18 protein-coding genes are annotated in these 17089 nt (G+C 58.6%); 13 read left to right on the top strand and 5 right to left on the bottom strand.

The genetic code is table 11. The features are described 5' to 3' along the window. Positions 1–16: 16 nt before the first annotated feature. The 3 genes from argJ (at position 17) to U6037_RS22505 (ending at position 2990) form a co-directional block, all read left to right on the top strand. On the top strand, positions 17–1234 hold the full coding sequence (gene argJ / locus U6037_RS22515; protein ID WP_322844574.1) for a bifunctional glutamate N-acetyltransferase/amino-acid acetyltransferase ArgJ: 1218 nt from the start codon (positions 17–19) through the stop codon (positions 1232–1234). A gap of 179 nt (positions 1235–1413) precedes the next feature. After that, a complete protein-coding gene (locus tag U6037_RS22510) occupies positions 1414–2046 on the top strand; it encodes a glutathione S-transferase family protein (RefSeq protein WP_116029985.1) in 633 nt (210 codons plus the stop codon). Then, a complete protein-coding gene (locus tag U6037_RS22505; RefSeq protein WP_322844573.1) occupies positions 2043–2990 on the top strand; it encodes a Nudix family hydrolase in 948 nt (315 codons plus the stop codon). Before U6037_RS22510 ends, U6037_RS22505 begins: the two co-directional genes overlap by 4 nt. 120 nt (positions 2991–3110) lie before the next feature. Here the strand turns inward: U6037_RS22505 and U6037_RS22500 are convergent, their stop codons facing one another. The 3 genes from U6037_RS22500 to U6037_RS22490 are packed head-to-tail and all read right to left on the bottom strand — an operon-like array spanning position 3111 to position 6698. Further along, entirely contained in the window at positions 3111–3695 is a 585-nt protein-coding gene (locus U6037_RS22500) for a cob(I)yrinic acid a,c-diamide adenosyltransferase (protein WP_322844572.1), read from the bottom strand. Positions 3696–3698: 3 nt separating this feature from the next. Beyond that, the gene (locus U6037_RS22495; protein ID WP_322844571.1) at positions 3699–5735 is read right to left on the bottom strand and encodes an ATP-binding protein; all 2037 of its coding nucleotides are present in this window, start codon (positions 5733–5735) and stop codon (positions 3699–3701) included. 45 nt (positions 5736–5780) lie between these two features. After that, entirely contained in the window at positions 5781–6698 is a 918-nt protein-coding gene (locus U6037_RS22490; RefSeq protein WP_322844570.1) for a putative 2-dehydropantoate 2-reductase, read from the bottom strand. A 140-nt stretch (positions 6699–6838) separates the two neighbouring features. Here U6037_RS22490 and U6037_RS22485 point away from each other — a divergent pair, with 140 nt between their 5' ends. Next, entirely contained in the window at positions 6839–7324 is a 486-nt protein-coding gene (locus tag U6037_RS22485; protein ID WP_007912755.1) for a YajQ family cyclic di-GMP-binding protein, read from the top strand. Between the two features lie 138 nt (positions 7325–7462). Next, entirely contained in the window at positions 7463–8305 is an 843-nt protein-coding gene (locus U6037_RS22480) for a mechanosensitive ion channel family protein (RefSeq protein WP_034153426.1), read from the top strand. A gap of 119 nt (positions 8306–8424) precedes the next feature. Here the strand turns inward: U6037_RS22480 and U6037_RS22475 are convergent, their stop codons facing one another. Further along, complete coding sequence (locus tag U6037_RS22475) at positions 8425–9771, bottom strand: OprD family porin (protein WP_150774433.1); 1347 nt, start codon at positions 9769–9771, stop codon at positions 8425–8427. An 895-nt stretch (positions 9772–10666) separates the two neighbouring features. On the opposite strand from U6037_RS22475, the gene U6037_RS22470 reads away from it, so the two are divergent. Continuing rightward, a complete protein-coding gene (locus U6037_RS22470; RefSeq protein WP_322844569.1) occupies positions 10667–11092 on the top strand; it encodes an HIT domain-containing protein in 426 nt (141 codons plus the stop codon). Positions 11093–11095: 3 nt separating this feature from the next. After that, positions 11096–11302 carry a SlyX family protein gene (locus tag U6037_RS22465; protein WP_038366649.1) on the top strand — a complete coding sequence of 69 codons (207 nt, stop codon included), beginning with the start codon at positions 11096–11098 and terminating at the stop codon, positions 11300–11302. A 69-nt stretch (positions 11303–11371) separates the two neighbouring features. Here U6037_RS22465 and U6037_RS22460 read toward each other — a convergent pair whose 3' ends face one another. Then, complete coding sequence (locus U6037_RS22460; protein ID WP_008080216.1) at positions 11372–11974, bottom strand: cold-shock protein; 603 nt, start codon at positions 11972–11974, stop codon at positions 11372–11374. Between the two features lie 312 nt (positions 11975–12286). Between U6037_RS22460 and U6037_RS22455 the strand changes: the two genes are divergently transcribed. The 6 genes from U6037_RS22455 (at position 12287) to ruvC (ending at position 17080) form a co-directional block, all read left to right on the top strand. Continuing rightward, positions 12287–12757 (top strand): Dps family protein, encoded by a 471-nt coding sequence (locus U6037_RS22455; RefSeq protein ID WP_034153422.1) that lies wholly within the window; start codon positions 12287–12289, stop codon positions 12755–12757. 185 nt (positions 12758–12942) lie between these two features. Then, a complete protein-coding gene (locus U6037_RS22450; protein WP_242208172.1) occupies positions 12943–13281 on the top strand; it encodes a ribbon-helix-helix domain-containing protein in 339 nt (112 codons plus the stop codon). 131 nt (positions 13282–13412) lie between these two features. Further along, on the top strand, positions 13413–13634 hold the full coding sequence (locus U6037_RS22445; protein ID WP_085730262.1) for an FmdB family zinc ribbon protein: 222 nt from the start codon (positions 13413–13415) through the stop codon (positions 13632–13634). Between the two features lie 108 nt (positions 13635–13742). After that, positions 13743–15518 carry an aspartate--tRNA ligase gene (aspS, locus tag U6037_RS22440; RefSeq protein WP_322844568.1) on the top strand — a complete coding sequence of 592 codons (1776 nt, stop codon included), beginning with the start codon at positions 13743–13745 and terminating at the stop codon, positions 15516–15518. Between the two features lie 129 nt (positions 15519–15647). Next, positions 15648–16394, top strand: coding sequence for a YebC/PmpR family DNA-binding transcriptional regulator (locus U6037_RS22435; RefSeq protein ID WP_007912738.1), 747 nt, complete (start codon positions 15648–15650; stop codon positions 16392–16394). Between the two features lie 158 nt (positions 16395–16552). Further along, positions 16553–17080 carry a crossover junction endodeoxyribonuclease RuvC gene (gene ruvC, locus U6037_RS22430; protein WP_007951206.1) on the top strand — a complete coding sequence of 176 codons (528 nt, stop codon included), beginning with the start codon at positions 16553–16555 and terminating at the stop codon, positions 17078–17080. The last annotated feature ends 9 nt before the right edge of the window (positions 17081–17089 follow it).

The following is a 17089-nucleotide window of genomic DNA, read 5'->3' as shown; positions in this document are numbered from 1 at the left end:
AGTAAGGAGCGCATTCATGGCTGTTGGTCTTGGTCCTTTGCCAACGTTGCACCCGGTTGCCGGTTTTGAACTCGGTATCGCCTCGGCCGGCATCAAGCGCCCCGGGCGCAAGGATGTCGTTGTGATGCGCTGCGCCGAAGGTTCGACCGTGGCCGGTGTGTTCACCCTGAACGCCTTTTGTGCCGCGCCGGTGATCCTGGCGAAGAAACGCGTACAGAATGACGTGCGTTATCTGCTGACCAACACTGGTAATGCCAACGCCGGGACCGGCGAGCCTGGCCTGGCCGCCGCCGAGCGCACCACCGCCAGACTGGCCGAGTTGACCGGCGTTGCTGCCGAGCAGATCCTGCCGTACTCCACCGGTGTGATTGGCGAGCCACTGCCGGTCGAGAAGATCGAAGGCGCGCTGCAAGCCGCACTGGATGATCTGTCGGAAAACAACTGGGAAGCTGCCGCTACTGGCATCATGACCACCGACACCCTGCCGAAGGGCGCCAGCCGCCAGTTCGAGCATGACGGCGTGACCCTCACCGTCACAGGCATCAGCAAAGGCGCGGGCATGATCCGTCCGAACATGGCGACCATGCTTGGCTACATCGCCACTGACGCCAAAGTCTCCCGCGAAGTGCTGCACAACCTGATGCTCGACGGCGCCAACAAGTCGTTCAACCGCATCACCATCGACGGCGACACCTCGACCAACGACTGCTGCATGCTGATTGCTACCGGTAAAGCTGCACTGCCGGAAATCACCCGCGCCGAAGGCGAGTTGTTCGCCAAGTTGAAGCAAGCGGTGTTCGAAGTGTGCATGGACGTGGCCCAGGCCATCGTGCGTGACGGCGAAGGCGCAACCAAGTTCGTCACCGTGGAAGTGAATGGCGGCGGCAACCACCAGGAATGCCTCGACGTCGGCTACACCGTGGCGCACTCGCCGCTGATCAAAACCGCGCTGTTCGCCTCCGACCCGAACTGGGGCCGCATCCTCGCCGCAGTCGGCCGTGCTGGCGTGCCGGATCTGGACGTGAGCAAGATCGACGTATTCCTCGGCGAAGTGTGCATTGCCAGCCGTGGCGCCCGTGCGGCGACCTACACTGAAGCACAAGGCTCGGCGGTGATGCAGCAGGAGGAGATCACTATCCGCATCGAACTGGGTCGCGGCGATTGCAGCGAAACCATCTGGACCACTGACCTGTCGCATGAATACGTGAAGATCAACGCTGAATACCGCACCTGATCCAAAAGGTGGAGCGGGCTGCCGGCCTCATCGCGGGCAAGCCCGCTCCCACAGGGTTCTGTGGTGTACACAAAATTTGTGAGCGACCTCAATCACTGTGGGAGCGGGCTTGCCCGCGATGACGGACGAACAGACGCCAGACATTCTGGATTGTTTCCCTGACAAGAAGGTACTCACCCATGTCCCTGCACCTGATCATCGGCGATAAACTGCTTTCCTCCTGGTCCCTGCGCGCCGCCCTGGCGCTCGAACTGACCGGCGCACCCTACAGCGAAGAACTGATCAAACTCGGCAAGCCCGACACCCGCGCGCTGCTGCTCAAGCATTCGCCGACCGCTAAAGTCCCGCTGCTGCAAACGGCGCGCGGCACCATTGCCGACTCACTGGCCATCGCCGAATACCTCGCCGAACAGTTCCCGTCCGAGCAACTCTGGCCGAGCGATATTTTCGCCCGTGCTCAGGCGCGATCCGCTTGCGCGCAAATGCACAGCGGCTTCTTCGCCATGCGTAATCACATGCCCTTCAACCTCAACCACGACGCGCCGCTGAACCCGGTGCCGCCTGAAGTCAAGGTTGATATCGAACGCATGCTCGCGCTGTGGGCCGAATGCCGCGCCGCCGCGACCGAGAGCGGGCCGTACCTGTTCGGTCGGGTAAGCCTGGCCGATGCCTTCTTCGCACCGATTGCCGTGCGTCTGCGCACTTATCAGGTACAACTGCCGGCCGCCGACGAAGCCTATGTTGAAACCGTCTACCAATGGCCCGCCTTCAAAGCGTGGCAAAAGGCTGGACTGGAGGAGTTGAATCCGTGAAACGTGTACACGTCGCCGCTGCCGTCATTCGTGACGACAGCGGCAAAATCCTCATCGCCCGCCGCGCCGACACCCAGCATCAGGGTGGTCTGTGGGAGTTTCCCGGCGGTAAGGTCGAGGCCGACGAGTCGGTCGAAAGCGCACTGGCCCGTGAGCTGCACGAAGAGTTGGGCATCGTCGTTGGCTCAGCCCGCCCGCTGATCAAAGTGCGTCACGATTATCCCGACAAACAGGTATTGCTGGATGTCTGGGAAGTCTCGGCCTTCACCGGCGAGCCGCATGGTGCCGAAGGGCAGCCGTTGGCCTGGGTCACGGCGAAGGAACTGGCGAGCTACGAGTTCCCGGCCGCCAACCAGCCGATCGTTGCGGCGGCGCGTTTGCCGGCGGAGTACCTGATTACCCCTGAGGATCTGGAAACCCCGGCTCTACTGCGCGGTATCCAGAAGGCGATTGCCGGTGGGATCAAACTGATCCAGTTGCGCGCGCCGAACGGCTATGACCCCAAGTATCGCGATCTGGCTGTCGATGCGGCCGGGCTGTGCGCGGGCAAGGCGCAGTTGATGATCAAGGGGCCGTTCGAGTGGCTCGGCGATTTCCCGTCTGCCGGCTGGCACATCACCTCTGCACAGCTGCGCAAATACGCGGCGGCGGGACGGCCGTTACCGGCGGAGCGCTGGTTGGCGGCGTCGTGCCACAACGCTGAAGAACTGGCGCTGGCGGAACAGATGGGCGTGGACTTCGTTACGCTGTCGCCGGTGCAGCCGACCTTGACGCACCCGGATGCGCAGCCGCTGGGCTGGGAGCAGGCTGGGGCGTTGATTGAAGGCTTCAGTAAACCGGTGTTTCTGTTGGGCGGAGTTGGCCCGGCGGAGCGGCACAAGGCCTGGAATGTTGGCGCGCAGGGTGTCGCGGGAATCCGAGCATTCTGGCCTGATTCTTTGTAAAGGCTGCTGGCCTCATCGCTGGCAAGCCAGCTCCCACAGGGTTTTGTGCCGTTCACAAATGTTGTGTACACCACGAAACCTGTGGGAGCTGGCTTGCCAGCGATGGCGGCCGATCAGGCGCTACATCTCTGTGGGTTTTGGGGCCGGCTGCCAGAGAATCTCCGCAACCCCCTGCCGCCGCGCAATCAACCGCGCTGCGACGAACAACAAATCCGACAACCGATTGATATACGCCAACCCAACCCCGGCCAACGGTTCCAGCGCATTCAAATGCTGACAGCGGCGCTCGGCGCTCCGCGCCAGACTCCGGCACACATGCGCCTGCGCAATCAGCAACGACCCGCCCGGAAGAATGAAATTCTCCAGCGGCCCCAATTCCTCGTTCCACACATCAATCGCCGCTTCCAGCCGTTCGATTTCCGCCGCGTTCAACGCCTGATACGCCGGCATCGCCAGCTCGCCACCCAAATCAAACAAGCGATGCTGACAAGGCGCCAAGACCTCGATCAGTTCATTCAGTCCCGGATACGTCTCGCGTTCGGCTATCAGCCCGGCCAGCAACACGCCGACCTGACTGTTCAACGTATCGACTTCGCCAATCGCTTCGATGCGTGGATGATCCTTGGGCACACGGCGGCCATCGCCCAGGCCGGTTTCGCCTTTGTCACCGGTGCGGGTGTAGATTTTCGACAGGCGAAAGCCCATGGGTTACCTCGATAGTTGATTGGTTTCGGCAGCGATGGGCAGCGGTTGCGTCAACGGCAGGCGCAAGGTGAAACAGGTGCCTTGACCCGGTGCTGACTGCACCTCCATCTGTCCTTTGTGATTATTGGTGATGATGAAGTACGACACCGACAAGCCAAGGCCGGTGCCCTGACCGATTTCCTTGGTGGTGAAGAACGGCTCAAAGGTGCGTTTGCGCACGCTCTCGCTCATGCCGATGCCGTTGTCCTCGACCTGAATCTCGGCCCACGGTGGATTGAGCCTGGTGCGCAGGATGATCCGCCCCGGCTCGCTGTCGTCTTCGCGCTGATGAATGGCCTGCGCGGCGTTCTTCAACAGGTTGAGCAGCACTTGCTCGAGTTCGTTGGCGGTACCTGGCACCGGCCCGAGCGCCGGGTCGAACTGGCGAATAATCGCCTGGCCCTTGAAGTCGAAGCCGATGGCCAGATCGAAGTCGTTGCCGGCGATGTCCACAGCTTGGTCGATCAGTGCCGGTAAGTCGCACGGCGCCATTTGTCGGGTGCTGCGACGGCTGAAGCTGAGCATGTGCGTGACGATTTTCGCCGCGCGGGCGCCGGCCTGTTGGATGCCGTCGAGCAGTTGCGGCACTTCGCGGCCCTGCAGGTAGCGGTTCACCGTGTCCAGTTCGATGCCCAGTTGCTCGGCGGTTTCGAGGTTCTTCGGCAGATCGGCGGACAGGCGTCGCCGGATGTTTTGCACGTTGTGCAGGATCGCGCCCAACGGGTTGTTGATTTCATGGGCCATGCCGGCGGCAAGGCCGCCGACCGAGAGCATTTTTTCCGACTGCACCATCATTTCTTCCAGCGACAGACGCTGGGTGATGTCATCGATGCGGATCACCACGCCACGCCCGGCACCGCCCATCAATGGATAGAACGTCAGCGCGTAATGCTTCGGTTCTTCATCCTTGAACCAGGTTACCCGCTCGATTTTCGCTACGGTGTGCTGTTCGACGGTCTGCTTGAGTTGCGGCAGAAACGGCTTGAGCGGTTCGAAGGCGAGAAAGATCGGCTGGTTCAGCGCTTCGTCCAGTCGCGTGCCGGAGAGGGCGCTAGCCTCCTGATTCCATTGGGTGACGTAAAGTTGCTCGTCGAGGGCGATCAGCGCCGAGGGCATCGAGTCGATGATGCTGTTGAGGTAGTTCTGGAAACCGGTGAGCTTCTTCTCGATCTTGCTGCGCACCTGCACTTCCAGTTCCAGTTTGCGGTTGGTGTGGCGGGTTTCCTCGGCCAGACCCTGCGCCTGATCGTAAGCGGCTTGCGAGTCATCGCGGGCGCGTTTGAGCTGCTGCTCGCGGGCTTCGATGCGCGAGAGCATGGTGTTGAATGCCTCGGCGAGGCTGCCGATTTCGTCGTGATTGCCGCGCGATGCACGCAGGGCGTAGTTCTCCTCGCGGGTGACCTGGCGGGACAATTCCTCAAGCTGATGAATCGGTCGGGTAATCAGGCGTTTGATCTGCCGGGCAATTACCAGCCACAGCAACACACTGAAAATCAGGATGCCGAGGCTTGCAGTCAACGTGCCGGTGTAGAAGGCCATCGGCAGCTCGCTGCTGGCGACCAGCAACAGATGGCCCGGCGCAGTGCCGGGGCGGGGCAGGGTGATCAACTGGTTACTGCGAAATTCGGTCAGTTGCCAGGCTTCGATATGCCGATAGCGTTCCGGCAGGCTGAGTTTGTCGCCGCGCTGGACTTGCGCCAGGCGTTCGCCCTTGCCGTCATACAACGCGGCGGCGCGCAGTGGTGAATAACTGTCGAGTTCTTTGAGCAGGCGCTCGGCGCTTTGCGGTGACTGCAGGGCTTCACTGACCAGACTCGGGTTGGAAATCAGCCGGCCGATAGTCTGCAAGGCCTGCGGTGCCATGCTTTCCTGAGAGATGTAGTAGGCGGCGCTGATAAAGGTCAGGTTGGCGACCAGCAGAACAGTGGTCAACAGCACCAGCAGGGCGGCCAGCAGTTTCTGGCCGACCGGCAGGTTTTCGAGACGCTGGCGCAATGGCATCAGGTTTATCGCAGCAAAGGAACAAGTGGCCAGCGTAGCCGCTGCTCAGTCGCTGGGCAATCCGAGGCTGTGCAGATGCGTGATCAGTCGTTGCTGCAATTGCTTGAGGTGCGGCAGGTTCAACTGGTGGCGCGCGGCGACTTTGCAGGCATAGCCCAATAGATAGCTGATTTCGGTGCGGCGCTGGTTGGCGACGTCCTGATACATCGATGAGTAATTGGCGGCGGTGGCGTGGATCACCCTTTCGACTTCCTGTTGCAGGTTGTCGGCGGCGGCGGGTTGGCCGCAGCGCTCGAGCAATTCGGCGAGTTCGGCGCACAGGGTGGCGACTTCGCAATGGTGCTCCTGCAAGCCACCGTTGCGGCAATGGTGCAGCACGGTCAGCGGATTGATCGCGCAGTTGAGCGCCAGTTTGCGCCACAACCGCGTAAGGATATCGGTGCTCCATTCGTGGGGGATCTTTGCCGCGTCCAGATCGTCCAGCCAGATCGGCGCGACCGGATGGCCCGCGTCGCCCAGCCAAGTGAATCCGTGACCGGCGAACACCACACGCCAGTCGCCATCGCGAAACGCACCCTCGGTACTCGAAGCGCTGATGCAGTGTGCCAGCGGCACCCGATTGGCGACGGCGTCCTGACTGCCGAGGCCGTTTTGCAGGAGGATCAGTTCGGCGTCCGCTGTCAGCCGTGGGGCGAGGCGGGCGACGGCGCTTTCGGCGTCGTAGGCTTTGCAGGCCACCAGCAAACGGCGGATCGGCTCGGGGCTGTCGGGTGTTTCGCCAGGAACCGCATAGGTGCTCGCCACACCGTGCTCCACCAGCGTCAAGCCGCCCGCGGCCTGATAGCTTTGCAAACGTTCGGCATCGCGCACGATCAGCCTGACCGGCAAACCGGCGCGAGCCAGACGTGTGGCCCACAGTGTGCCGAGACTGCCGGCGCCGAGAACATGCCAGGGGGTGGACATCAGTTTTTTGCTCGATTGCGTACAGGCATGTGCGGCTCGCCGTGTCGGTGGGAAAAGACCCGTTATAATGAGCCCGATTTTAACCGCAAGCCAAGCGCGCTCCATCCACATCGAGCGCGCCTTTTTATTGGAGAGATTACATGCCGTCGTTCGACGTGGTATCCGAACTGGACAAACACGAACTCACCAACGCGGTCGAGAACGCCGTGAAGGAACTCGATCGTCGTTATGACCTGAAAGGCAAAGGCAGCTTTGAGTTCAAGGAAAAGGACCTCACCGTCAGCCTGACCGCTGAAGCCGGGTTCCAGCTTGAAGCGATGATCGAAATTCTCAAACTGGCGCTGGTCAAGCGCAAGATTGACGTGCAGTGCCTTGAAGTCAAAGACGCCTACGCATCGGGCAAGCTGATGAAGCAGGACGCCGTGCTCAAGGAAGGCATCGACAAGGAACTGGCGAAGAAAATCGTCGGCCACATCAAGGACGCAAAACTCAAAGTACAGGCCGCCATTCAAGGCGAGCAAGTGCGCGTGACCGGCAAGAAGCGTGATGACCTGCAAGAGGCCATCGCGGCACTGCGGGCCAAGGAATTCGGCATGCCACTGCAGTTCAACAACTTCCGCGACTAAGCTTTCCGGTCGGGGAACCTCTCGGCGTTTTCAGCGTCCGAGGCCCAAGCAACGGCAGAAACGATTGAACTCAGCGGGTTCGGTCTTTCTGCCGCTGATTTTTTACAGCCCGGGAAGCCGGAAATCAGGAGATAGAACATGGATTTGAATGCTGAGGTGGACAACCTGGTCAAGGCATCCCAGGCGTGGATCCCGATGATCATGGAATACGGCAGTCGTGTGCTGCTGGCAGTGATTACCCTGGCCATCGGCTGGTGGCTGATCAACAAAGTCACGCAAAAGCTCGGTGGTCTGCTGGCCCTGCGCAACGCCGATCTGGCACTGCAAGGTTTTATCAGCAGCCTGGCGAACATCATTCTCAAAGTGCTGCTGATCGTCAGCGTCGCTTCGATGATCGGCGTTGAAACCACCTCGTTCGTTGCTGCGATCGGTGCTGCCGGCCTGGCCATCGGTCTGGCCTTGCAGGGCAGCCTGGCGAATTTCGCCGGCGGCGTGTTGATTCTGCTGTTCCGTCCGTTCCGGATCGGTGACTGGATCGAAGCGCAAGGTGTGTCGGGTACGGTCGACAGCATCCAGATTTTCCACACCGTGCTGCGTACTGGCGACAACAAAACCATCATCGTGCCAAACGGCAACCTGTCGAACGGCATCATTACTAACACCAACCGTCAGCCGACTCGCAAAGTCGTATTTGATGTAGGCGTGGATTACGAAGCCGATCTGCAGAAGGCCCGTCAGGTGCTGCTGGATCTGGCCAAGGATGAGCGTGTGTTGCAGGATCCTGCACCTCAAGCCGTCATTTCGACCTTGGGCGACAGTTCGATCACTGTTTCCCTGCGTGTGTGGGTTAAAACTGCAGATTACTGGGACGTGATGTTCATGTTTAACGAACAGTCGCGTGATCGTTTAAAGACTGCCGGTATTGATATTCCGTTTCCACAGCGGGTGATTCGTGTGGTGCAGGAATCGGCAACACAATGATAGGTTGCTAATTAATTGCCTGACTTGTCGGTCAAGCAACTATTGCAAGTGACAGGCAATAAAAAAGGCCCATCGCAAGATGGGCCTTTTTGTTGTTACCGCAAACTAAATGTTGGCGATTACAGGATCGACAGTGGGTAGTCGACGATCAGGCGGAACTCGTTGATATCGCCTTCAGCCTGGTCGGCGTTGCCACGGTGCCATGCTTGACGAATACGGAAGGACAGGTCTTTGGCAGGGCCGGCCTGAACTACGTATTTGGCTTCAAGGTTGGTTTCGTGATGCTTGCCATCTTCGCCGTAACCGTAAGAGTTGTATGGGCTGCTGGCGTCCATTTTGGTGCCGTCGATGTCCCAACCTTTTACGTAACGGGTCATGAAGCTCAGGCCCGGAACGCCGTACTCGGCCATTTTCAGGTCGTAACGAATCTGTGCAGATTTTTCGTTAGGGCCGTTGAAGTCGGAGTACTGGATGGAGTTAGCCAGGAAGATCGAGTCGCCACCACGGTTGTTGTCACCCACGCCGACGTAGTCGAACGGCGTATCACCATTGACCTTCTGGAAGGCCAGAGTCACGGTGTGTGCTTTCAGGAACGAGAGCGCAGTTGCCAGAGAGAACGTGGTGTTGCTGATGTCACCGGCTTTGGAATCGCCACTATCAGTGGTGCGGTAGATATTGAAGTCGGTGTTCAGCGAAGTGTCACCACTGATCGGGGTGGTGAGGTTCACGTTGCTGTAGTACTGGTTCCAGATATCCTTGAACTTCGAACCGTAGAGCGAGACGCTCAGGTTCTCGGTGATGCCGTATTTACCACCGGCAAAGTCCATGGTTTTGCCTGTGACAGGATTTTCACCGGTGCTGGAGTACTGCGAGTGCAACTCACCATCGCTGTTCATCTCGTCCTGGCTGGAGGCCGAGTAGAAGTGGCCTGCTTCCAGATCCAGGTTGTCGATTTCGCTGCTTTGCAGTTGGAAACCGGTTGCGGTCTGAGGAATCAGACGGGAGCCGCCAACGGCGAAGACTGGAGCGGTGCTTGGCTGGAACTCGCCGAATTTCAGCTCGGTCTTGGAGATGCGGGCCTTGATCGCTGCGCCTGCTTTACCGAGGGAGTCGTTGGCATGACCTTGGGAGTCGAGGCTGGTGTTGCCCGAACCTGTGGTGCCATCGCCACCATCCAGTTTGATGCCCAGGTAGCCGAACGCATCAACACCCACGCCGACGGTACCTTGGGTGTAACCGGAGCTGAAGTTGCTCAGGAAACCTTGAGTCCAGTCTCGCTGATCGTTTGATCCGGCTTTTCTGTCTCGGTTGAAGTAATAGTTGCGCAGCAACACATCAAACTTCGCGTCTTCAACAAAACCTTTGGCTTCAGCCTGGTCACTTACAAACGGTGCGGCCGTAGCCACTTGAGTACTGGCGGCTGCAGCAACTGCCAGTGCGATCATGCTCCACTTCATCACGCGCATCGTGATTTGCTCCTTTGGTTTTAGAAGAGTACTGCCGTCCCACCTGTTTTATTATCTGGGCGGCTCTTTCTTTTTGTGTCGGCGCAAACTTATATCACGCCGACAATGTTGGCGATACTTGCTGATCCAACCTTTCAGCATCTTTACGACGTTGTCGCAAATGGCGTGGTGGATGTCGCAAATTCACAGTACCAATGCAGCCGGACTGACAACTTTATCGCTGTTTCTGGGCCTTTTTGCATCGGTAAAAAAGAGTCCCTGGCAAAACACTTGAATCTCCATCGGGCAACCCTGCCACTGTTCTTATGGGGCTTAAGGCATCCACTTCCCGTGGTGCGCTTATAGTCCATATGGGTACGAATGCAACAAGCGTGCACAAACCGCAATTTCGTTGCGGTTATTTTTCTGAACACCCGCCTGCGCTTGTGAAAACCTCGTGAAAGCTGGGCTTCAAGTCTGATTTTTTCAGTGCTTGACGCCATTTCTCCTATGGTGTTGCCTCGCAGAAAAGCGCGCGTGACAACCAAAAACGTTACCGGTTCACCCCTCCAGTGAGTATTTGGCGGATGCCCGACGCAGTGAGCGTAGACGCACTGTGCGGTTTTGGTGCAAAAAAATTTACAACTGTTCTGAATTCATACAGCTTGCGCGGGCCATGTCGCTGAGCGTCGCTGAGGCTTTCGGTCATTTTGTCGAGCTGAACATCGATGTTGGTTCCGTGCTGGTGCGTCGCGCTCGCAAATGTCACATCTCGGGGCGTTGGCAGGGCGATGGGGTTGCCGTCGTCGTGAAGGCTGACGCATTCGCAGGTATGCTGCCGTCCTGTCGCTTGGTGCGCTGTCCATAAAGGATCGCCGCTAAGCTGAATTATGAAGATCAGCCGGGAGTGCGCGCAGTGTTTGCTTTAGATTCACGACTTCAACAGGACACGCTGACCATCGGTGATTTCCCACTCTGCCGACTGCTGCTGTCCAATGATGCCAACTACCCGTGGTTTATCCTGGTGCCTCGTCGCGACGATATCAGTGAGTTGTTTCAGTTGGATGTCGCCGATCAACAGCAGTTGTGGCAGGAAACCACTGCATTGGCTGAGTTGCTCAAGGATTTGTTTGACGCTGACAAGATGAACGTCGCGACCCTGGGTAACGTTGTCAGCCAGATGCACATGCATGTGATTGTGCGTAAGCGCGATGACGCGGCCTGGCCTGCGCCGGTCTGGGGCAAACACCCGGCCAGGCCTTACAGTTCCGAGCAGGTCGCCACCATTCGCGAGCGGTTGCGACTGGTCCTGACCGAGCATTTCACCTTTTTGGAGGGCTGAGTCATGAGCCTGGAAGAACGCGTTACCGATCTGGAAAGCCGTCTGGCGTTTCAGGATGACACCATTCAGGCGTTGAACGACGTACTGGTGGCCCAACAGCGCGTAGTCGAGCGTCTGCAATTGCAGATGGCTGCGCTGCTCAAGCGCCAGGAAGAAATGGTCGGCCAGTTCGAATCCTTTGAGGATGAGGCACCACCGCCGCACTACTGAGGCGGGCACTTTTCATCAGGCGTAAAAAAACCGCGAACAGCAGGCTGCTCGCGGTTTTTTATGCCTGGATCAGCGTCGCGGCAGGGCGGCGATCACGTCCTCGGCTTGCAGGCCTTTGTCGCGGTTCATCACCGAGAACTCCACGCGCTGGCCTTCGACCAGTACACGGTGGCCTTCGCCACGGATCGCGCGAAAGTGCACGAAAATATCATCGCCGGAATCCCGGGAGATAAAGCCGAAGCCTTTGGAGGTGTTGAACCACTTGACGGTGCCGGTATCACGATTGGTCATGTCATAGCTGGTTGGAGCGGCAGCAGGCGAAGAACGATAGAAACTGACGGCCAGGTGCAGAACCACCGCAACCAGTGCGATCACCAGGGTGAACAACACGGCTGGCTGGCCGGCGATGACGGGCATCGGCGCGATCAGGGTCAGGGTTTGCAGGACTACGGTCAGCACCAGAAGAGCGCTGACGAGGTTTTGCAGATGCTGACGAGGGCCTTTGTTCCAGTAAGGAATCACTGGGGCAATCACCAGGTTCAGCAGGCCGAAAAAGGCCAGGTAAAGTGCATCGGGTTGTTGCAGGTAGGGAACGGCTTCGGATTTCAAGCTGGGTATGAACGACAGCAGCAAGGCCGCTGCGCCCATTAGCAGGTGGACGATTTTCAACATTTTGATTGGCTCACGTTTATGACGGCTCACAAGGAAGAGCTGAAGGCGCACGGTTCGCTTCGGAACAAAATAAGAGGCGGTGGACACGTTCACGGCATCAGCCTATGCGCAACGCCCCGAAAAATGGGGCATGGCGACACACTGCCTATTTAACAGCAAAGCCTGCGGCTACTCAAATCAGCCCGGCCGGCGGCATGGCGTCGGTCGATTTGTCGCAGCGTTTGCAGCCAATCAGGGCTGCGGGGTGTCGGTTGCCTTGCTAGAGTGGGTCTGCACCTGTTGGATGAATTCAATCGCCGTTAGGGGGTAAACATGGCAATCGATATCGGTATCAGTGAAGAAGATCGCAAGTCCATCGTCGAAGGACTATCCCGTCTGTTGTCGGACACCTACGTGCTGTATCTGAAAACCCACAACTTCCACTGGAACGTCACCGGCCCGATGTTTCGCACGCTGCACTTGATGTTCGAAGAACAATACAACGAGCTGGCGCTGGCCGTGGACTCGATCGCCGAGCGTATTCGTGCACTGGGCTTTCCGGCACCGGGCGCCTATGCCACGTACGCTCGCCTTTCTTCCATCAAGGAGGAGGTCGGGGTGCCAAGTGCCGAAGACATGATCAAGCAATTGGTCGATGGTCAGGAAGCCGTGACCCGCACGGCGCGCGGCATTTTTCCACTGCTCGACAAGGTCAGCGATGAACCGACCGCTGACCTGCTGACCCAACGCATGCAGGTTCACGAGAAAACCGCGTGGATGCTGCGCGCGTTGCTGGAAGCGTAATCGTCCCGGCGCGCGAGCCAGTCGGTCGAAGTTCGCGCGCTGTCCGAAATCTTACTTGTGTCGTTGGCTTATCCTACGGTGACGGTCAATAAGTCGTCTGGATATAACTTTGTGTCTGCGCTTTTATGAAAGCCACAGGATGTGACTTTTCAAACAAGCAGAGATGGCAAAGGAGTGTCACCGATATGGTAGAGGGAGACAGGCGAGGCGACAGGATTGTCGGCTTGCCGCACGAATTGAAAGTCGATCCGTTCGTCGACGAATTTGACATGGCGCTGGTTCAGCCATCGTCGCGATCCGTACGTCTGAACGGTTATGCAACCTGCCTGCGGCTTGAGCAGGTTTACTGGAACATCCTCGGCACGATGGCCGCGCAAAATTGCTGTTCGGTCAGTTCGCTGTTGTCCCACGTCGATCGTGAAGTGCATCTGCGGCATGGCGGGGTGAAGAATTTCAGCGCGCTTGTGCGGGTGGTGTGCGTCATGAACGGCATCAAGGAAGCGGCAACGACCGATTCGCTCTGAATCGGCGTTTACAACCGAGGTCGCGGCCTGTGCAGTCTTACGGCTGCACAGGCAGCATTTAATCGATATAATCCCGCTCTTTCGCCGCAAAGCCCTGCGCGCGGTGGCAATCTGATCGCCGAGACACCCCCATGCCGATGTACGATTACCAATGTGCTTCCTGTGGTCATCAGTTGGAAGCCATTCAAAAGATCAGCGATGCACCGCTGGTCGACTGCCCTGCCTGCCAGGCGCCAGAGCTCAAGAAACAGCTGTCCATGCCGGGTTTTCGCCTCAGCGGCGGCGGCTGGTACGAAACCGATTTCAAGACCGGCGCCAAGAAGAACCTGGCCGGTGGCGACAAATCTGACTAGGGTTCAGGCCCAGGTCGAACGACACGCGTGAGTTTTCCGATGCCGCACCCAGCTTGAGTGCGACGGGATCTCTACCGAATTTCGAATTACGAGAAGCGAACCACTACCATGATGCGCAGCCACTATTGCGGCCAACTGAACGAAAGCCTGGAAGGTCAGGAAATTACCCTTTGCGGATGGGTTCACCGTCGTCGCGACCACGGCGGGGTGATTTTCCTCGATATCCGTGATCGTGACGGTCTCGCTCAGGTGGTTTTCGATCCGGATCGCGCCGAGAGCTTCGCCGCTGCCGACCGCGTGCGCAGCGAATACGTTGTGAAGATCACCGGTAAGGTGCGTCTGCGTCCGGCCGGTGCCACCAACGCCAACATGGCATCGGGCATGATCGAAGTGCTGGGCTACGAACTGGAAGTGCTGAACGAGTCGGAAACTCCGCCGTTCCCGTTGAACGAGTTCTCCGACGTCGGCGAAGAAACCCGTCTGCGTTATCGCTTCCTCGACCTGCGTCGTCCGGAAATGGCCGAGAAGCTGCGTCTGCGTTCGCGCATGACCACCAGCATCCGTCGCTTCCTCGACGAAAACGGCTTCCTCGACGTCGAAACACCGATCCTGACCCGTGCCACCCCAGAAGGTGCGCGTGACTATCTGGTGCCGAGCCGTACCCACGCCGGTTCGTTCTTTGCGCTGCCGCAATCGCCGCAGCTGTTCAAGCAACTGCTGATGGTGGCGGGTTTCGACCGTTACTACCAGATCGCCAAGTGCTTCCGCGACGAAGACCTGCGCGCTGACCGCCAGCCAGAATTCACCCAGATCGACATCGAGACCAGCTTCCTCGATGAAAAAGAGATCATGGGCCTCACCGAAGAAATGATCCGCAACCTGTTCAAGGAAGTGCTGGGTCTGGAATTCGGCGACTTCCCGCACATGACTTTCGAAGAAGCCATGCGCCGCTACGGTTCCGACAAGCCAGACCTGCGTAACCCGCTGGAACTGGTCGACGTTGCCGATCAACTCAAAGAAGTCGATTTCAAAGTGTTCAGTGGACCGGCCAACGATCCGAAATGCCGTATCGCTGCTCTGCGCGTTCCAGGCGGGGCGAGCATGCCACGCAAGCAGATCGACGATTACACCAAGTTCGTCGGCATCTACGGTGCCAAGGGCCTGGCGTACATCAAGGTCAACGAGCGCGCTGCCGGTGTTGATGGTCTGCAATCGCCGATCGTGAAAAACATCCCGCTGGAAAACCTCAACGCCATCCTCGATCGCGTGGGTGCAGTTGACGGCGACATCGTGTTCTTCGGCGCCGACAAGGCCAAGATCGTCAGCGAAGCCCTGGGCGCGCTGCGTATCAAGCTCGGTCACGACCTCAAGCTGCTGACCTGCGAGTGGGCGCCAATGTGGGTCGTCGACTTCCCGATGTTCGAAGAAAACGACGACGGCAGCTTCTCGGCGCTGCACCACCCGTTCACCGCACCGAAGTGCACGCCGCAAGAGCTCGAAGCCAACCCGGCTGCCGCTCTGTCCCGCGCGTACGACATGGTCCTGAACGGCACTGAGCTGGGCGGCGGTTCGATCCGTATCCACCGTAAAGAGATGCAACAGTCGGTCTTCCGTCTGCTGGGTATCAACGAAGCGGAACAGGAAGAGAAGTTCGGCTTCCTGCTTGATGCGCTGAAGTACGGTGCACCGCCGCACGGTGGTCTGGCTTTCGGTCTGGACCGTCTGGTGATGCTGATGACCGGCGCCCAGTCGATCCGTGAAGTGATCGCCTTCCCGAAAACCCAGAGTGCTGCCGACGTGATGACGCAAGCGCCGGGTGTGGTGGATGCCAAGGCGCTGCGCGAGCTGCACATTCGTTTGCGCGAAACGCCAAAGGCTGAGTAAGACGGGCCTGAAGGCGCATCTTCGGATGCGCCTTTTTTCTATCTATAGAGAGCAGGTCGAGATTTTTTTGTTTGCTGGCCGCTGCATGAGCAGGGCGGGCAACGTTTCAAAGAGAATTCGGAGCGAGTTATGGCTGGTCATTCCAAGTGGGCGAACATCAAGCACCGCAAAGAACGTCAGGATGCCAAAAGGGGCAAGATCTTCACCAAGTGGATCCGCGAACTGACCGTTGCGGCCCGTCAGGGCGGCGGTGATCCGGGCTCCAACCCGCGTTTGCGTCTGGCCTTGGACAAGGCGCTGAGCGCGAACATGAGCCGCGATATCATTGATCGTGCTGTCGCGCGCGGCGCCGGTGCGACCGAAGCGGACAACGTTGAAGAGCTGACTTACGAAGGTTACGGTCCGGGCGGCGTAGCGGTGATGGTCGAGTGCATGACCGACAACCGCAACCGTACCGCCGCAGCCGTGCGTCATGCGTTCAGCAAATGTGGTGGCAACCTCGGTACCGACGGCTCGGTCGCCTATCTGTTCGAGCGCAAAGGCCAGATCAGCTTCGCGCCGGGCGTTGATGAAGACGCACTGACCGAAGCGGCGCTGGAAGCCGATGCCGATGACGTGGTCAGCCACGAAGACGGTTCGATCGACGTGTTCACCTCGTTCACCAGTTTCTATGCCGTGCGTAACGCGCTGGAAGCCGCTGGGTTCAAGGGCGATGACGCGGAAATCGTCATGCAGCCGACCACCAGCGCCGAACTGGATCTGGAAGGGGCGGAAAAAGTGCTCAAGCTGATCGACATGCTTGAGGATCTGGATGACGTGCAGAACGTCTATTCCAACGCGGACATTCCGGAAGACGTGGCCGCTCAGCTCGGTTAAGAGCGACTACGATTCAATGTGGGAGCGAGCCTGCTCGCGAAGGCGGATTTTCAGGCAACATCGTTGCTGATGATGAAACCGCTTTCGCGAGCAGGCTCGCTCCCACATTTGTTATGGGTTGATTTCAAAATCGTGCTTCTACCGAATCTGCAGGCGTTATGACTTTAATTCTTGGTATCGACCCCGGTTCGCGTATCACCGGTTACGGGATTGTTCGCGATACCGGGCGTGGCGGCTGTATTTATGTGGCTTCGGGCTGCATTCGTACCGGCGCGGGCGAATTGCATGAGCGTTTGCAAATCGTCTATCGCGGCGTGCGCGAAATCATCCAGACGTACGGCCCGGTGACTATGGGCATCGAAAAAGTTTTCATGGCGAAAAACGCCGATTCGGCGCTGAAACTCGGTCAGGCTCGCGGCGCTGCAATCGTGGCTGGCGCTGAAGAGAGCCTGGAGATTGCCGAGTACACGGCCACTCAGGTTAAACAGGCGGTTGTGGGCACAGGCGCCGCCAATAAAGAACAAGTGCAGATGATGGTCATGCACATGCTCAAGCTGACCAGCAAACCGCAAATCGATGCCTCGGACGCCCTGGCTATTGCCATTTGCCATGCGCACACCCGTTCCAGCCTGCTGCCGCACGGCTTGGGAACGGCACGCAGTCGTGGCGGGCGCCTGCGTCTCTGATAGCATCAG

Origin of the sequence: Pseudomonas sp. B33.4, assembly GCF_034555375.1 — a bacterium.
Lineage (GTDB): Bacteria > Pseudomonadota > Gammaproteobacteria > Pseudomonadales > Pseudomonadaceae > Aquipseudomonas.
The sequence above is the reverse complement of the archived record's forward strand: the minus strand, read 5'-3'. Positions and strand labels throughout refer to the sequence as shown.

Bases quoted from the DNA above. Each gene is read 5' to 3' on its own strand.
- argJ (WP_322844574.1), top strand. From the start codon at position 17: ATGGCTGTTGGTCTTGGTCCTTTGCCAACGTTGCACCCGGTTGCCGGT.
- U6037_RS22510 (WP_116029985.1), top strand. From the start codon at position 1,414: ATGTCCCTGCACCTGATCATCGGCGATAAACTGCTTTCCTCCTGGTCC.
- U6037_RS22500 (WP_322844572.1), bottom strand. From the start codon at position 3,695: ATGGGCTTTCGCCTGTCGAAAATCTACACCCGCACCGGTGACAAAGGC.
- U6037_RS22495 (WP_322844571.1), bottom strand. From the start codon at position 5,735: ATGCCATTGCGCCAGCGTCTCGAAAACCTGCCGGTCGGCCAGAAACTG.
- U6037_RS22490 (WP_322844570.1), bottom strand. From the start codon at position 6,698: ATGTCCACCCCCTGGCATGTTCTCGGCGCCGGCAGTCTCGGCACACTG.
- U6037_RS22485 (WP_007912755.1), top strand. From the start codon at position 6,839: ATGCCGTCGTTCGACGTGGTATCCGAACTGGACAAACACGAACTCACC.
- U6037_RS22480 (WP_034153426.1), top strand. From the start codon at position 7,463: ATGGATTTGAATGCTGAGGTGGACAACCTGGTCAAGGCATCCCAGGCG.
- U6037_RS22475 (WP_150774433.1), bottom strand. From the start codon at position 9,771: ATGCGCGTGATGAAGTGGAGCATGATCGCACTGGCAGTTGCTGCAGCC.
- U6037_RS22465 (WP_038366649.1), top strand. From the start codon at position 11,096: ATGAGCCTGGAAGAACGCGTTACCGATCTGGAAAGCCGTCTGGCGTTT.
- U6037_RS22460 (WP_008080216.1), bottom strand. From the start codon at position 11,974: ATGTTGAAAATCGTCCACCTGCTAATGGGCGCAGCGGCCTTGCTGCTG.
- U6037_RS22455 (WP_034153422.1), top strand. From the start codon at position 12,287: ATGGCAATCGATATCGGTATCAGTGAAGAAGATCGCAAGTCCATCGTC.
- U6037_RS22450 (WP_242208172.1), top strand. From the start codon at position 12,943: ATGGTAGAGGGAGACAGGCGAGGCGACAGGATTGTCGGCTTGCCGCAC.
- U6037_RS22445 (WP_085730262.1), top strand. From the start codon at position 13,413: ATGCCGATGTACGATTACCAATGTGCTTCCTGTGGTCATCAGTTGGAA.
- aspS (WP_322844568.1), top strand. From the start codon at position 13,743: ATGATGCGCAGCCACTATTGCGGCCAACTGAACGAAAGCCTGGAAGGT.
- U6037_RS22435 (WP_007912738.1), top strand. From the start codon at position 15,648: ATGGCTGGTCATTCCAAGTGGGCGAACATCAAGCACCGCAAAGAACGT.
- ruvC (WP_007951206.1), top strand. From the start codon at position 16,553: ATGACTTTAATTCTTGGTATCGACCCCGGTTCGCGTATCACCGGTTAC.